Genomic DNA, 15,846 nt, shown 5'->3' with positions numbered 1-15,846 from the left:
TGTGTGTTTTATTATTGAGGAGGAGAAAAGATGACTGATTTAAAACCCCAGCTTTTTCGATGTCTAAAGGGCTATTCCAAAGATCGGTTTTTGAAAGACCTGACCGCAGGAGTGATCGTCGCCATTATTGCCCTGCCGCTCTCCATTGCTTTGGCTCTGGCTTCTGGTGTATCTCCAGAACAGGGCCTCTATACAGCTATTGTGGCTGGATTCTTGATTTCTGCCTTGGGCGGGAGTAAAGTGCAGATCGCAGGTCCCACCGCGGCCTTTGCCACCATTGTAGCAGGTATCGTGGCCCGCAGCGGAATGGCTGGACTGGCTACGGCTACTTTGCTGGCCGGCGTCATGCTGGTACTGATGGGGATTCTTCATATGGGCAGTATGATTAAGTTTATTCCTTACACTATTACAATCGGATTTACTGCCGGTATTGCAGTCACAATCGTCATTGGCCAGCTAAAGGATTTCTTTGGGTTGACCTTTCAGCAGGCCCCTGTGGAAACGATGGAAAAGCTGGAAGAAGTGGTTCGAACCTTCCATACCGTCAACCCGGCTGCCATGGCGGTTGGGATACTGTCCCTGTCGATCCTGCTCCTCTGGCCTAGGGTTTCGAAAAGGATACCTGCCTCACTGATCGCGGTACTGTTGACGGCGGCGGTGGTTGGACTGCTGGATCTGCCGGTCAATACGATTGGCGATCTCTATGTCATTTCCAGTGCGCTGCCTGCGTTCCAAATGCCCGATTTGTCCTATGAGACAGTGTCCGCGGTCCTGCCGGACGCCTTCACCATCGCTGTGCTGGCGGCCATCGAATCTCTGCTGTCCGCAGTTGTGGCAGATGAGATGATCGGCTCACGGCACAATTCCAATATGGAACTGGTGGCCCAGGGGGTAGGAAATAGCGCCTCGGCCCTGTTCGGAGGAATTCCGGCGACCGGTGCCATCGCGCGTACCGCCGCCAACATCAAAAACGGCGGCACATCCCCTGTGGCCGGCATGGTACACGCTCTGGTGCTGCTTCTGGTTCTGGTCCTTCTGATGCCTTACGCGGCGCTGATTCCGATGCCCTGCATAGCGGCCATCCTATTCCAGGTGGCCTACAATATGAGTGGCTGGCGTACTGTACTGAAGGTAGCAAAGACTTCACCCAAAAGTGACATCGCGGTTTTGGTCCTCACTTTTATCCTCACAGTAGCCTTTGATCTGGTGGTGGCCATTGGGGTGGGGCTGTCCCTGGCCTGCCTGCTGTTTATGAAGCGTATGGCCGACGTAGCGGTTGTCAAGGAGTGGGAGTATGTGGAGGACACGGGAGATGAACAGGGCCGCCTGAAGCCTGTACCGGCCTATGTCATGGTATATGAGATCAGCGGTCCCATGTTTTTCGGCGCCGCCGATAAAATCCCACATATGGAGCGGGACAATGGATGTCGGGTTCTGATTTTGCGGATGCGGTCAGTCCCCGCTATGGATATCACAGCCTTGAATGGTCTGCGCCGCCTTTATGACGAGTGTGTAAGAAAAAATATTAATGTAGTATTTTCCCATGTGAACGAACAGCCCATGTCAGTCTTTCGAAAATCTGGTATGTATGATTTGGTAGGAGCGGAAAATTTCCAGCCGAATATCGATGTAGCGCTGGAACGAGCTATCTCAATAGGGGGTATGCCTGTATGAGAAAGGTTATCCTCTATATTGCCGTGAGCTTAGACGGTTTCATCGCAGACCGCCAGGGAGGGGTGGACTGGCTGGAACGGGCATCCAATGGTGAGGAGGACAGCGGCTATGACGAGTTTATCCAAAAGGTCGATACTGTTCTCATGGGATATAAGACCTACCATCAGGTGACCACACAGCTCTCTCCAGATCAGTGGCCCTATCAGGGGTTGACGACCTATGTATTGACCCACCGCCATCTGGACGATCAAAAAGGCATCCATTTTTTTAACGGGCCGTTGGATCAACTGTTAGACTGTTTGAAGGAAGAAAAGGGGAAGAATATCTGGTTGTGCGGAGGGGCAGAGCTGGTCCGCCAGGCGGCAGAGGCCGACCAAATCGACCAGATTCGTTTGACCATCCTGCCTGTCCTGCTGGGGGGCGGAATCCGCTTGTTCGGAGAGCGGGAGGAGAGTACCTTCCTGCATCTGACTGACTGTTGCAGGCGGGGAGAAATGGTAGAATGTATCTATGACAGAAGGTAAACAGAACAGGACAGGGAGGGAAAACTGATGGGTTTCCCTCCCTGTCAAATTTGACAGGTTTTTTTCAGGGCTTCTATATCCCATACGAAGATGGTGCTGTAGCCCAGTTCAATGATGCCCTGCCGAGCCAACTGGTTCAGAACGCGGCTCACGGTCACTCGGCTGGCAGATACAGAGGAGGCGATGTCCTCCTGTGTACAGCGGACCGGGCCGCCGGTGGGGGAGAGTGACAGCAGATATCGGGCGATCCGCCATTGGGCCGGGCGGAAGGCCATCTGGTCCAGTTGAGTAGAGAGCAGACGCACAGTTCTGGCAAGATATTTCATCATAGCCAGGGCCAGTTCTGGGTCCTTTTCAATCTCCTCGGTGACCAGCTCCCGGTCAATCGCCACGATCTCACAGCTTGTGAGGGCCACAGCAGAGGATACTCGCGGCAGCTCGTCAAAAAAGGAGGCCTCTCCAAATAGGCTGCCAGGGCCGTAGACATTGAGCGCCCGCTCCGCGCCGTCCTCTGACTGGATGAAGCTGCGCACTTGCCCCTCCTTCAGATAGTAGAAGCAGGTGGCCTCGGTCCCCTGAAGATAGATCAGATAGCCCGGTGAGCACCGGATTGGGGGACGCCCCTGGGCAAAAGGCGCCCAGATGTGAGCGGGAAAGTCCAAATCAAAGGCATTCATATAGCGTATCGCTCCTGATTATCAACTGATATCGAGACAGATTAGAGTTCGTCCTGATAGGGAGGGGAGAAGAGGTCACATTCCAACCAGTTTCCTGACAGTGTTTGCCGTTCGGATGGTCAGTTTTCTACTAATAGCGGCGCTGGCGGTCTTGGGCCACCAATTTGTTTTCTGATAGTCCTTCCGGCTAAATGACCAGAAGATAGCTTCTTTATAGTTCTGAATCTGTTCCAGTCCTTCTCTGGGCGTCCCAATCTCGTCCAATACCTGGGAAAAGACAGCCGGCGGCATAATAAAGATCAGGTTATCGTATATCCCTTCTCGTCCGGCGCCCCACCAAGCGGGGGCGTTTTGCAGGATATCCTCCAGATCCTGCCTTAAGATGACAAAGACCGGTATGTCAAAACCAAATTTGACTTTTATCATGCTCTCAATCTGACTGGCTAATTCCTCTCTGCCGTTCTGGTCGCTAGAAAAGAGGACATTTCCACTATTTAGGTATGTTTTGACCGCTCCAAAGCCCAGATTTTCAAAATCTGTTTTTAGTTCCGCCATGGGAATTTTATTTTTGCCGCCGAGATTGACGCCCCTTAAAAAAGCGATGTACAGATTCATTGAATCAAGCTCCTATCTGATTGCCTATATTTTTATCTGAGTGTTTCTGACCGGATCATTTCACATTGACAGTGAAAGAAATGGAGGATCTCATTTTTAGAGAACGGCCAGCAAGGTTCTTCACCATACTCATCTTGGAAAAAATCGATCATTTCTTCGCTGGTCATTGGAGATAGGCTCGCCTTATAGCCGCGCCAAAACTCAAGTTGGATTTCCTGCCAATCCTTATAATTCTTCTTGCTTATAAGGATACAATCTTCCAAGTAGATCAGTGTTGCCCTATTTTTGCCCATCCTGCTCACTCCTGAAAATGGCATTTGGCATTTTGGGCTGCCAACGGCTCCCGTCTAAAAGAGGAAAATCAATTTTTGATTTAATTGTAACATAGTTTACATTCTTTTTCAAATCTGTTTGCTACCATATCGTTAACAACGGCAAGGAGGTAAATTTTATGGGAATGACCATGACACAGAAGATACTGGCCAAACACGCTGGACTGGAACAGGTGGAAGTAGGGCAGCTCATTGAGGCCAAGCTGGATATGGTGCTGGGGAATGACATCACCACTCCTGTGGCTATTACCGAGTTTGAAAAGGCCGGATTTACCCAGGTCTTTAACAAAGATAAGATCACCATTGTCCTGGACCACTACACCCCCTGCAAGGACATCAAGTCGGCCCAGCTGTGCAAGCAGGCCAGAGAATTTGCGCATAAGCACCAGATCACAAACTTTTTCGATGTGGGCCAGATGGGCGTGGAGCATGCTCTGCTCCCAGAAAAAGGCCTGTGTGCCCCCGGTGAGATCATCGTAGGGGCCGACTCCCACACCTGTACATACGGAGCTCTGGGAGCCTTCTCCACCGGCATCGGCTCCACCGACATGGCTGCCGCCATGGCCACGGGACTGCTGTGGTTCAAGGTGCCCTCCGCCATCAAGGTCACATTGAAGGGCAAGCTGCAGCCCCATGTGTCCGGCAAGGATGTCATCCTCCATCTTATCGGGACCATCGGAGTGGATGGAGCTCTGTATCAGTCCCTAGAGTTCACGGGCGAGGGAGTATCTTCCCTGACCATGGACGACCGTTTCACCATTTCCAACATGGCCATTGAGGCAGGGGGCAAGAACGGTATTTTCCCAGTAGACGAGAGGACCATGGAGTATATTAATGGCCGTGTGAACCGCCCCTGTGAGGCATTTTGCGCCGACTCCGACGCCGTATACGAGCGCGAGGTGGTCATTGACCTCGACCAGTTGGAGCCTACTGTGGCTATGCCGCATCTGCCGGAAAATACCAAGGTGGTCAGCGAGGTGGCTGGGCTGCCCATTGACCAGGTGGTCATTGGCTCCTGCACCAACGGACGTATCCAGGATCTGCGCATCGCCGCCGCTATCATGAAGGGGAAAAAGGTGGCCGCAAATGTCCGGTGTGTTGTTATCCCCGCCACACAGGAGATCATCCTTCAGGCCATGAAGGAGGGACTCATTGAAACCTTTATCCAGGCCGGGGCAGCTGTATCCACCCCAACCTGCGGCCCCTGTCTTGGTGGTCATATGGGCGTCATGGCGGAGGGAGAGCGTACCGTTTCCACCACCAACCGCAACTTCGTGGGCCGCATGGGCCATGTGACCAGCGAGGTCATCCTGGCCTCTCCCGCTGTGGCCGCCGCCTCCGCCATCGCCGGGTGTGTAGCCGATCCACGCAAGTAAAAAGCAAAGCCTTTTATTGAGGTTTGCATTAAAATTTAGAAGTTAGGGATCACCAGGGAGCACACAGCTTGGTAAAACCTGCCTTGAGCTTCTGGAGCGAAAGGACACCATGTGTTTCTCATTCTTAACTCCTAACGACAACGGACTCCTTTGACTTTGAACAGAAAGGAACAACTCCTATGAAAGTATATAAATACGGCGCCAACGTGGACACCGACGTGATCATCCCCGCCCGGCATTTGAACGACCCCAGCCCCGCCGCTTTGGCCTCCCATTGTATGGAGGACATCGACGCTGGATTCGCGTCCTCTGTCCAGCCCGGCGACATTATCGTAGCCGGTCCCAACTTCGGCTGCGGCTCCAGCCGGGAGCACGCCCCTCTGGCCATCAAATCCTGCAAAGTAAAATGTGTCATCGCCCCCTCCTTTGCCCGTATCTTCTACCGCAACGCCATCAACATCGGGCTGCCTATCGTGGAGTGCGCCCAGGCGGCGGAGGAGATCCAGGCCGGGGACCAGGTGGACGTGGACTTTGCCACCGGAGTCATCACCGATCAGACCACCGGCAAGACTTATCAGGCCGCCCCCTTCCCGGAGTTTATTGAAGGGATCATCCGGAGCGGCGGACTGCTCAACTCACTGAAGGAGCGGGGGGTAGCGAAATGAACTTTAAGATCGCCCTGATCCGGGGCGACGGCATCGGCCCAGAGGTGGTTGGCGAGGCCGTCAAAGTCATGGAGGCCGTAGGCAAGAAATTTGGCCACAGCTTCTCCTTTGAGGATGTGCTGATGGGTGGCTGCGCCATCGACGCGGTGGGCAAGAGCTACCCCGAAGGCACCGCCGAGAAGTGCAAGGCCTGTGACGCTGTGCTGTTAGGCGCGGTGGGCGGCCCCAAGTGGGGCCACGCCTCCGACCCGGAGAAGCGGCCGGAGACCGCCCTGCTGTCTATTCGCAAAGACCTGGGGCTGTATGCCAACCTACGCCCCGCCGCCCTGCGCCCCGCCCTGGCGGACGCCTGCCCCCTGAAGAAAGAGACGGCGGAAAAGGGCATCGATCTGATGATGGTGCGGGAATTGACAGGCGGCATCTATTTTGGCAAGCGGGAGCGGTATCAGACTGAGGACAGGGGTGAGGAGGCATCTGACCGGATGGCCTACTCCCAGATGGAGATCGAGCGTATCGGACGCCGGGCTTTTGAGCTGGCCCGCCTGCGCCGCCACAAGGTATCCAGTGTAGATAAGGCCAATGTGTTGGAGACCTCCCGCCTGTGGCGGTCTATCATGCACCGTCTTTCAGAGGAGTACTCTGATGTAGAATATGAGGATGTACTGGTAGACAATGCCGCCATGCAGTTGGTGAAGGACCCCAGCCAGTTTGACGTGGTGGTCACAGAAAATATGTTTGGTGACATCCTTTCCGACGAGGCATCTATGGTCACCGGCTCCATCGGACTGCTGCCTTCTGCATCCATCGGTGATACTGCCCCCGGCCTATATGAGCCGATTCATGGCTCTGCCCCGGATATCGCCGGTCAAGATAAGGCTAATCCAATCGCAACGATCCTTTCTGTGGGGATGATGTTCCGCTATTCCTTCCATCTTCCGCATGAGGCTGATGCTATCGAACAGGCGGTAGATGCCGTGCTGGCTGAGGGCTGGCGGACCCAGGATATTGCGAAGTCGGGAGAGCAGACCATTGGCACGGTTCAGATGGGAGAGCTAATCCGAAGGAAACTATAAAAATAGAAGAAAGAGATCTGGTTCGCCAGGTCTCTTTTTGTTTCTCTTTCCCGGAGGCAATTAGTAGAAATTGCAAAATTAATTTTTTTCTCTTGCATTTTGGATCGTAATCGAATATAATATGCGTTGCAAAAATTGGGCCTCAGAATGAGAGGTTGAAGGAGGACACATGATATGAAGGAACTGTCTAAGATCGCCCTGGCAGTGGAGCCCTCTACTACTATGGCCATCGACGCTATGTTTAAGCAGATGAAGGCGGAGGGGCAGAATGTCATCGGCTTTGGTGCTGGAGAGCCTGACTTCCCCACCCCTGATTATATTAAGGAGGCTGGTATCCAGGCCATTCGGAACAACGAAACGAAATATACCCCTGCAGCCGGCACCATTGAGCTGCGCAAGGCTGTCTGCCAGCGGCTGAAGGAGGACTGCGGTGTAGACTATGAATATACCCAGATCGCTGTGTCTAACGGCGCGAAGCCCTGTGTCTATGTGGCCCTCCGCGCGCTTGTCAATCCAGGGGATGAGGTCATCTTGCCCGCTCCCTACTGGGTCAGTTATATCGAGCTGATCCGTATGGTGGGCGGTGTTCCGGTTGTGGTAGAGGCTACCGAGGCAGAGAATTTCAAGATTACGCCAGAGAAGCTGGCCGCCGCCATCACCCCAAAGACCAAATGTATGATCCTTAACAACCCATCAAACCCCACTGGCATGATGTATAGCCGCCAGGAGCTGGAGGCCATCTCTAAGGTCTGTGTGGAGCAGGATATTTATGTCATCTCTGACGAAATCTACTACGGGCTGGTCTATGACGGCGGACAGTTTGTCAGCCTGGCTGCCTTAGGCGAGGATATTAAAGAGCGCACCCTGCTGATTAACGGCGTGTCCAAGTCCTATGCCATGACCGGCTGGCGAATTGGCTATGTGGCTGCCCCCGCCAAGATTGCAAAGGTCATCGCCAATTTCCTCAGCCATTCCACTGGCTCCCCCTGCTCTATCTCTCAGAAAGCCTCGGCTCTCGCACTCTCCGCTTCTCAAGACTCCATTGAGGAGATGCGCAAGGCCTTTGAGGAGCGGCGCAACTATATGGTGGAACGGATGAATCAGATTGAGGGGGTCAGCTGCATCAAGCCTGAGGGCGCTTTCTATGTGATGATGAACATTGAGAAGCTCATTGGAAAAGAGCTCCATGGTACGGTGATTAAAGACTCTGATGACTTCGGAAACCTCTTCCTGAAGTACGGGAAGGTGGCGGTTGTCCCCGGGACCGGCTTTGCGGCGCCGAATTTTGTCCGCTGGTCCTATGCCACCTCTATGGAGAACATCAAAGAGGGACTGGACCGTCTGGAGCGATTCCTGGCGGGAGAGACAATCTGAATACGATGAAAAATGGCCGTCCCTATGGGCGGCCATTTTCAATCATTAAAGTTTTGTGAAACTTTTAAGAAAGAGTAGCGGGGGAGAAGAAAATACGATATAATGAAAACAACAGCAATCAAGAAGAAAGCGGGTGGGCTTGTTTGAAGAGAGAGAAGTACGGGCCATTTATCGCGGCGGGAGTCACGGCCTTTTGTGTGGTGACCGCGGCAATTTTACTGTTTTTCCTGATCTTCAACGCCGCCTCGGTCCGTGCTTTTTTCACGACCTTATCACATATCCTGCGCCCTATTTTTATGGGGATGATACTGGCCTTTCTGTTGCTGCCAATCCAAAGGCATATCCTCCAGTTTATGTTGGCCATGACACCAAATCAGAAGCTGAAAAACAAGAACGATGTCCGGTTTTTATCTATAATATCCATCGTCTTGAGTCTGCTGGTTGCCTTTATCCTGCTGTATCTGCTGCTGGCCATGGTAATTCCCCAGGTATATGACAGCATCGTCGGATTGGTCATGGCTTTCCCAGAGTACATTGAGAGCGCCCAGGTGTGGTTGTTAACCTTCCTGGAGGACAATCCAGAGATACAGTCCGCTATCATGCCTATCTATAACTCGGCGGCCACCTCTCTGGAGCAGTGGCTCTCCTCAGATATCCTGCCCAATTTAGAGTCGGTGTCCTCCACGCTGGACTGGCTGCGAGCTACGGTCCTACCGAACATTACCGGAGTTGTGTCCGGTGTATCCGCTATTTTGTTGGCTGCCTTACTGCTGATCAAGGACCTGTTGATTGCCATCATTGTTTCTGTCTATCTCCTTGTTCGGAAGGACACGTTTGCTGCTCAGAGTAAGAAGATTGTTTACAGTATCTTCCGTACAGACCACGCTGATTTGATTGTGTCTGAAACGAGAGAAGCCTACCGCATCATGAGTGGGTTTATTAATGGAAAGCTGTTGGATTCTCTCATTATCGGAATTATTTGTCTGGCCTGTTGTAATCTCTTTCACTTTCCCTATCCGGCTTTGGTTGCGACCATCATTGGTGTGACCAATGTGATTCCCTTTTTTGGTCCATTCATTGGAGCGATTCCCTGTATCCTGCTGATCTTTATCATCGATCCCATCCAGAGCATATATTTTGCCATTTTTGTTTTAGTGCTTCAGCAGTTTGACGGAAATATCCTGGGTCCTAAGATCTTGGGTGAGTCTACCGGGTTGGCCTCTTTCTGGGTCTTGTTTTCTATTATTCTGTTTGGCGGACTGTTTGGTTTTGCTGGGATGGTGCTGGGAGTGCCAGTATTTGCTATGATCTACAGTATAATCAGGCGGCTGGTCTGCTATGGCCTGCGCCGTCATAAGCTGCCAACTGAAACAGAGGTGTATATGGGGCGTACAGGCCCCATGTCCCTGCCAAATGGTCATAAGGAATAAAAAATCAGCCCCGGAGAGCAGCTCCGGGGCTGATTATATTTTAGATTACATATCAGTGGTCAGCACTTTCTTCAGATGGGCGAAGCGGGGGAGGGAATGTTCCTTGGGAGCGTCAGTTTCGCCTTGGATTAGGGGGAGTACATAATCGATGAAGGGCTGCTCCACGCCGTTTCCGGCCTCGTTGATCCACTCACGGGGGACCTTCTTCTCGAAGTTAGCCACGATGTCCAATGGCTCCAGAGAGGTCTGGCACTGATAGCCGCCTTCACGGGTGCATTTGAAGGCCACCATCTTATCGGTTGTGCCGGCCACAGCGGCTTCAACAGCAGCGGAGCCAGCCTGCCAGGCTTCTTCGACATCGGTCTTGGAGGCGGCGTGGGAGGCACAACGCTGCAGCAGAGAGAGCTCGATTCCCCGGACCTTGGCGCCAGTGTGCTTCTTGATGACATCAGCCAGCATTACGGCCAGGCCGCCCAACTGAGCGTGGCCGAAGCCGTCGGTGGCAGAGGTTTCCGCCTCAGACACGAACCGGCCATCGGCGTAGTGGATACCCTCGGATACAGCGACCATGCACTTGCCGGTCTTATCATAGATGCTCTTGACATCGGCGATGAACCGGTCCATATCGAAGTCCACTTCGGGCAGGTAGACAAGGTCGGGACCACAGCCGGCGAGGGAAGCCAGAGCGGCCGAACCGGCCAGCCAGCCGGCGTGACGGCCCATGATTTCAATGACAGTGACCATGCCAGTGTCATAGACGTGGGCGTCCTGCCAGACCTCGGCGCAGGAGGTGGCGATATACTTGGCGGCAGAGGCGAAGCCGGGGCAGTGGTCTGTGCCGTTCAGGTCGTTATCAATTGTCTTGGGCACGCCCATGATGCGGCACTCATAGCCTACCTTCTGCATATACTTAGAAATCTTATTGCAGGTATCCATAGAGTCATTGCCGCCATTGTAGAAGAAGTAGCGGACGTTGTACTTCTGGAAAATCTCAAGGATCCGCTTGTAATCAGTGTCATCCTTGTCGGGGTCAGCCAGCTTGTAGCGGCAGGAGCCCAAAGCGGAAGAGGGGGTATACTTTAGAAGATCCAGTTCAGCGGGATCCTCCTGGGACATATCATACAGCTTGTCCTCCAGTACACCTTTGATGCCATGGGCAGCACCGAGAACACGGGTAATGCAATCGGACTTCAAAGCGGTCTGGATGACGCCCTGAGCGCTGGCGTTGATGACAGCGGTGGGGCCGCCAGACTGGCCAATGATACAAGCTCCGGTCAGTTTCTCCATGTTTGCTTCCTCCTTAAATATAAAAATACGTGGAAAAATGATTTAACTCAGAAATTCTCTTCTAAATTCTAGCACAGATACTTGTAATTATCAACTGTTAATGGTACAATAAGGATTACCAAATTCAAAGGAGATGGTAATTATGCCATTGGTTACTACTACAGAAATGTTCAAGAAAGCCTATGATGGCGGTTACGCAATCGGTGCTTTCAACGTCAATAACATGGAGATCGTTCAGGGCATTACCGAAGCTGCCAAGGAAGTCAATGCTCCCCTGATCCTCCAGGTCTCCAAAGGGGCCCGGGCTTATGCGAACCACACCTATCTGATGAAGCTGGTGGAGGCTGCTGTGATTGAGACCGGCCTGCCCATCTGCCTGCATCTGGATCATGGCGACAGCTTTGAGACCTGTAAGTCCTGTATTGACGGCGGCTTTACCTCCGTTATGATCGACGCCAGCTCCAAGCCCTTTGCCGAGAATATTGAGATCACCAAGAAAGTGGTGGAGTACGCCCATGACCACGGCGTGGTGGTTGAGGCGGAGCTGGGCGCTCTGGCTGGCGTTGAGGACGAAGTGAATGTGTCTGCTGAGGCCTCCCATTATACCCGCCCCGAAGAGGTGGAAGAGTTTGTGTCCAAGACTGGCTGTGACTCTTTGGCCATTGCTATCGGCACCAGTCACGGCGCTTATAAGTTCACCGCCGCTCAGTGCACCCGTAACGAGAAGGGCGAACTGGTGCCTCCACCCCTGCGATTTGACATCTTGGATGAAGTTGTGAAGCGCCTGCCCGGCTTCCCCATTGTGCTTCATGGCTCCTCTTCCGTGCCGCAGGAGTTTGTCAAGATGATTAATGAGAACGGCGGAAAGATGCCCGATGCCGTCGGTATTCCTGAGGAGCAGCTCCGTCAGGCCGCCCGTGGCGCTGTGTGTAAGATCAATATTGACTCCGACCTGCGTCTGGCCATGACTGGAACCATCCGCAAGTTCATGGCTGAACACCCTGATAAGTTTGATCCCCGTGAGTATCTAAAGCCTGCCCGTGCCGCTATCCAGGCTATGGTTAAGCATAAGCTGATTGATGTTTTGGGCTGCGACGGTAAGGCCTGATAATTTTCAAAAAGCAACGACTCCGGCCCCAGATCCGCTACGGCGGGTCTGGGGCCCTTTTCTGATCTCTCTGCATAAGATGAGAGAAGGGGGGGAGGAAGAATGCTAAAAATCATACCTTATGACCGTTTTGCTGGAGTTTCCTATGCGCACCGCTGGGCCTATGAAAGAAACCCTAAATATATGAATTTCGATGAATTAGGAGGGGATTGTACTAACTTTGCTTCCCAGTGCCTCTATGCCGGGGCTGGGGTCATGAACTTCACACCCACCTTTGGCTGGTACTACAACAGCGGGAAAGACAGGGCTCCGGCGTGGACAGGGGTACCTTATTTTTTTAACTTTTTAACGAGGAAGCAAAAGACACCCGGTCCATTTGGGAGAGAGGTCCTGCTGGAGCAGGTGGAACCGGGCGATTTTATCCAGCTTCGTTTCTCCGGACATCAGGAATTTAGCCATAATCCAATCGTGGTAGAGATAAAAAGAGAGAATGGGCCGGGCTCTATTCTTGTGGCCGCGCATAGTCAGGACACGGATTTTCGTCCCTTGAGCACCTATCCTTATGTACAGCTAAGATGTATCCATATCTTAGGTACATATCAATGGGGATGAAAGATACCATTAAAAAGCACCCAAAGTAGATACTTTGGGTGCTTTTTTAATGCTTCTTTGAATTGCGATGGCTTAGTTTCCTCAACCAAATCACCACTCCGGCCAGCAGAAGAACGATAACAAGAGTCAAAGCCGAACTAATAGTAGACATCATATCATAGGTGAGAAAAGGAAGAACTTCAATGGAGAAATTCTGTATGATAATGACACCATTCTCGGTAATGGTCTGAGTAAACATTTGATTCTGCAGCATACAAACAGCAGATTCCACCAGAGCGATAATGCCAGCAATAGCATAGATGAGGCGCAGAGGGAGGCGGACTCGCATCTGATCTTCCTCTGAAATATCAAAAAAACGGTACATCTGTCCAGAACCTTTAATTGAAACATAAAACAAATAAAAAGCAACGATTAATTGAAAGGAATCAAGGAATGCGGTAGGCATGGGTTCCTCCTAAAATACTGTTTAGCGAAATGAAAGTTAACAACAATAATAATATATTGCGGACCAATGATTGTCAACTGATTTAGATGCCACTTCACTTTGAATAAAAATTGAACTGCCTACAGACTCATAGGGTAATGCAAGAATGCAGCCACTAAATTTCATTATAATATGACTGAGTTTCAATTACAATAATTTTATCTTTACGACTTAAACAAATTTTAGCTACAAATTTGACATATCATACAAAAAGAATAAATATAGAAATGTTAGCGTTGACATTTTGCATGTACTGATATTAAAATAAACAACAAGAATTTGATTCCATAATAAGAGATAATATTTCATAATATGAAAAAACGATATTAAAGAGAAGTCTCTCTTTAGTATAATATTTGATCAAACAGGAGGAAAACAATGAAAAAGGTTCTTGCATTTGCGATGGCTTTGGCGATGGTGTTTTCCATGGCCGGCTGTGGAAACGGTAGTAATAGCGGCTCTACCAACAGCGGCGGAGATGAGGTAGAAACATTAAAAATTGGCGTTGTTTGCCCCATTTCTGGTGTCTCTGCTATTGCTGGAAAGTACATTACGAATGGTGTCGAAGTTGTAGAGAACGAGCTAGGCGGTAAGATCGACATTAAGGGCAAAGAGTATAACATCGAGTTCATTTACATGGACAATGAGGCATCCGAGGAAAAAACAACAAATGTGTTTCAGAAATTAATTGAGGAAGAAAAGGTTATTGCTATAGTCGGCCCTGATATGTCCAAATGCGCATTGGCTGCTGGTCCGATTGCTCAGAATGCCAAATGCCCCATCGTTACTACCTTTGCGACTAACACTGCGGTTACTGAGGTAGGCGACTATATTTTCCGGGCCTGCTTTATTGATCCTTTCCAAGGGCAGATGGCTGCCCAGTATATCTGGGAGTCCGGATATGAGACTGCCAGCATTATGTTCAACAACGCTGATGCCTATGCGACTGGACTGAAGGACGCATTTATTGAAAGCTATGAAGCGCTGGGCGGTCAGATCTTGGCTATCGAAGAGTATTCCGGCTCTGATGTTAAGGACTATAACGTTCAGTTGACGAAGCTGGCCGCTGCCAATGCAGAGAGTGTATTTTTCCCCAACCTGCTGAGTGAGCTCGGCCTCCAGATCCAGCAGGCCCGCTCCGCTGGCATCACTTGCCCCATTATCTGTGGTGACTCTGCTGATACTCCTGAAGTCGGACAGGTGGCTGGTGCTGCTGTGGATGGCGTAGCCTATGTTTCCGCTTTTTCTGCTGAGTCTACCGATCCCGCTGCTGTTGAGTTTGTGGAGAAGTACACTGCCCTGCATCCCGATGAGCAACCCAATTCCAATGCTGAACTGGCTTATGAAGCTACTATGATGGTTCTCTATGCGTTGCAGAATGCAGAAGAGCTGACCCGCGATGGTGTCCGTGACGCTCTGGCTTCTATTGAGAATCTTCAACTGCCCTCTGGTCCTATGACGATGGGTGAGGATCGTAACCCCATTAAGGGTGGCGTGGTTATGCAGTATGATGCTGATGGTGTTTCCCATTATGTTTCTTCCATCAATCCTAGCTGATTTCTTTTGGATTTTTCATCGATGACATAGGGCAGCAATTCTTTCTTAGGCATAACTGAATGTGCCGGCTGCGTTTGATACCAGCCGGCACATTTCTTTCTTAGTAAATCCATTTTTTAGACATGATAGGAGGCGTTCCTGTGGCTACGATCCTACAATACTTAGTTTACGGCTTGCAATTGGGCAGCGTATATGCGTTGCTTGCATTGGGCTATACCATGGTCTATGGGATTGTTGGCATGATCAATTTTGCTCATGGTGACTTTTTGATGATTGGTGCATTGGGCACCTATTTTATTGCTCAACTTTTCTCCAGCTATCAGATTGATGGAACATTCCCAATGCTTATTGTAGGGATTATCATATTGATTGCTATGCTGGGCACTGGCGGAATCGCTGTAGCGACTGAGGCGATCGCTTACAGACCTCTGCGCAATAAACCAAGAATGATCGCGTTGATCACAGCTGTAGGTGTCTCCATGTTTTTGGAGAACTTTCCAAGGGCCTTACCTTTTATTGGCCCGAATCCTCGCTCCTTCCCCACACTATTTGCGCCCAAAACCTTTAATGTTTTAGGGGCGTCTATCACTTCGACCCAGATTATCATGATCATATTGGCTGCTGTTACTATGATGGCACTATATTTCATGGTGAATGGCACAAAGATCGGTGGACAGATGAGGGCCGTCAGTATGGACAAGGATGCAGCTTCTTTGATGGGTATCAATGTCAACCGCGTCATTTCCATCACATTCTTCGTAGGCGGCGCTCTGGCCGCAGTGTCTGGTATTTGCTATGCCAGTGCCTATCCTCAGGTTGATGTGTATATGGGTTCCTGGCTGGGCAATATGTCATTTGTCGCAGCCGTTCTGGGTGGTATCGGTGATATTAGGGGGGCCATGTTGGGGGGCTTTATCCTTGGGATCGCCCAAATATTTGCTACCGCTTTGAACTCTACCTTCGGCTATGCTGTCGGATTCATTATTTTGATTGTTATCCTTTTGGTCAAGCCTGCCGGTATCATGGGCAAGCTGGTCATAGAGAAAGTTTAAGGAGGG

The 15,846-nt window shown here is 51.0% G+C and carries 15 protein-coding genes; 11 read left to right on the top strand and 4 right to left on the bottom strand.

Translation table 11 applies throughout. From position 1 onward, the window contains the following. Window positions 1-30: 30 nt before the first annotated feature. Window positions 31-1,674, top strand: a complete 1,644-nt coding sequence (locus WKS99_RS08595; protein WP_240287635.1) for a SulP family inorganic anion transporter — start codon at window positions 31-33, stop codon at window positions 1,672-1,674. Beyond that, window positions 1,671-2,198, top strand: a complete 528-nt coding sequence (locus WKS99_RS08590) for a dihydrofolate reductase family protein (RefSeq protein ID WP_186852602.1) — start codon at window positions 1,671-1,673, stop codon at window positions 2,196-2,198. Before WKS99_RS08595 ends, WKS99_RS08590 begins: the two co-directional genes overlap by 4 nt. A gap of 44 nt (window positions 2,199-2,242) precedes the next feature. On the opposite strand, the gene WKS99_RS08585 is transcribed toward WKS99_RS08590, so the two are convergent. Both WKS99_RS08585 and WKS99_RS08580 read right to left on the bottom strand, forming a co-directional pair. Continuing rightward, complete coding sequence (locus tag WKS99_RS08585; protein WP_147571812.1) at window positions 2,243-2,875, bottom strand: Crp/Fnr family transcriptional regulator; 633 nt, start codon at window positions 2,873-2,875, stop codon at window positions 2,243-2,245. A 75-nt stretch (window positions 2,876-2,950) separates the two neighbouring features. Beyond that, window positions 2,951-3,490, bottom strand: coding sequence for a DUF1697 domain-containing protein (locus WKS99_RS08580; RefSeq protein ID WP_340405744.1), 540 nt, complete (start codon window positions 3,488-3,490; stop codon window positions 2,951-2,953). Between the two features lie 451 nt (window positions 3,491-3,941). Between WKS99_RS08580 and leuC the strand changes: the two genes are divergently transcribed. The 5 genes from leuC (at window position 3,942) to WKS99_RS08555 (ending at window position 9,740) form a co-directional block, all read left to right on the top strand. Next, window positions 3,942-5,198 (top strand): 3-isopropylmalate dehydratase large subunit, encoded by a 1,257-nt coding sequence (leuC, locus tag WKS99_RS08575; protein WP_147571810.1) that lies wholly within the window; start codon window positions 3,942-3,944, stop codon window positions 5,196-5,198. 179 nt (window positions 5,199-5,377) lie between these two features. Further along, window positions 5,378-5,863 (top strand): 3-isopropylmalate dehydratase small subunit, encoded by a 486-nt coding sequence (locus tag WKS99_RS08570; protein WP_147571809.1) that lies wholly within the window; start codon window positions 5,378-5,380, stop codon window positions 5,861-5,863. Next, the gene (gene leuB, locus WKS99_RS08565; protein ID WP_147571808.1) at window positions 5,860-6,936 is read left to right on the top strand and encodes a 3-isopropylmalate dehydrogenase; all 1,077 of its coding nucleotides are present in this window, start codon (window positions 5,860-5,862) and stop codon (window positions 6,934-6,936) included. The genes WKS99_RS08570 and leuB overlap by 4 nt, the downstream gene beginning before the upstream one ends. A gap of 174 nt (window positions 6,937-7,110) precedes the next feature. Further along, on the top strand, window positions 7,111-8,310 hold the full coding sequence (locus tag WKS99_RS08560) for a pyridoxal phosphate-dependent aminotransferase (RefSeq protein ID WP_147571807.1): 1,200 nt from the start codon (window positions 7,111-7,113) through the stop codon (window positions 8,308-8,310). Window positions 8,311-8,453: 143 nt separating this feature from the next. Further along, on the top strand, window positions 8,454-9,740 hold the full coding sequence (locus WKS99_RS08555; RefSeq protein WP_186852598.1) for an AI-2E family transporter: 1,287 nt from the start codon (window positions 8,454-8,456) through the stop codon (window positions 9,738-9,740). Between the two features lie 45 nt (window positions 9,741-9,785). Here the strand turns inward: WKS99_RS08555 and WKS99_RS08550 are convergent, their stop codons facing one another. After that, the gene (locus tag WKS99_RS08550) at window positions 9,786-11,027 is read right to left on the bottom strand and encodes a 6-phosphofructokinase (protein WP_240287642.1); all 1,242 of its coding nucleotides are present in this window, start codon (window positions 11,025-11,027) and stop codon (window positions 9,786-9,788) included. A 142-nt stretch (window positions 11,028-11,169) separates the two neighbouring features. Here WKS99_RS08550 and fba point away from each other — a divergent pair, with 142 nt between their 5' ends. Further along, window positions 11,170-12,135 carry a class II fructose-1,6-bisphosphate aldolase gene (fba, locus tag WKS99_RS08545; RefSeq protein WP_147571804.1) on the top strand — a complete coding sequence of 322 codons (966 nt, stop codon included), beginning with the start codon at window positions 11,170-11,172 and terminating at the stop codon, window positions 12,133-12,135. 102 nt (window positions 12,136-12,237) lie between these two features. Next, the gene (locus WKS99_RS08540) at window positions 12,238-12,747 is read left to right on the top strand and encodes an amidase domain-containing protein (protein WP_186852596.1); all 510 of its coding nucleotides are present in this window, start codon (window positions 12,238-12,240) and stop codon (window positions 12,745-12,747) included. A gap of 46 nt (window positions 12,748-12,793) precedes the next feature. On the opposite strand, the gene WKS99_RS08535 is transcribed toward WKS99_RS08540, so the two are convergent. Beyond that, window positions 12,794-13,192 (bottom strand): hypothetical protein, encoded by a 399-nt coding sequence (locus tag WKS99_RS08535; RefSeq protein ID WP_186852595.1) that lies wholly within the window; start codon window positions 13,190-13,192, stop codon window positions 12,794-12,796. A 417-nt stretch (window positions 13,193-13,609) separates the two neighbouring features. Here WKS99_RS08535 and WKS99_RS08530 point away from each other — a divergent pair, with 417 nt between their 5' ends. Together WKS99_RS08530 and WKS99_RS08525 are read left to right on the top strand one after the other, a co-directional pair. Beyond that, window positions 13,610-14,788 carry an ABC transporter substrate-binding protein gene (locus WKS99_RS08530; protein ID WP_186852594.1) on the top strand — a complete coding sequence of 393 codons (1,179 nt, stop codon included), beginning with the start codon at window positions 13,610-13,612 and terminating at the stop codon, window positions 14,786-14,788. Window positions 14,789-14,928: 140 nt separating this feature from the next. Then, window positions 14,929-15,840, top strand: coding sequence for a branched-chain amino acid ABC transporter permease (locus WKS99_RS08525; protein WP_340405743.1), 912 nt, complete (start codon window positions 14,929-14,931; stop codon window positions 15,838-15,840). Window positions 15,841-15,846: the final 6 nt, after the last annotated feature.

This window comes from Flintibacter sp. HCN-6482, from assembly GCF_037892565.1.
Lineage (GTDB): Bacteria > Bacillota > Clostridia > Oscillospirales > Oscillospiraceae > Lawsonibacter > Lawsonibacter aceti.
Note: the sequence above shows the minus strand (reverse complement) of the source record. Positions and strands in the feature narration are given on the sequence as shown.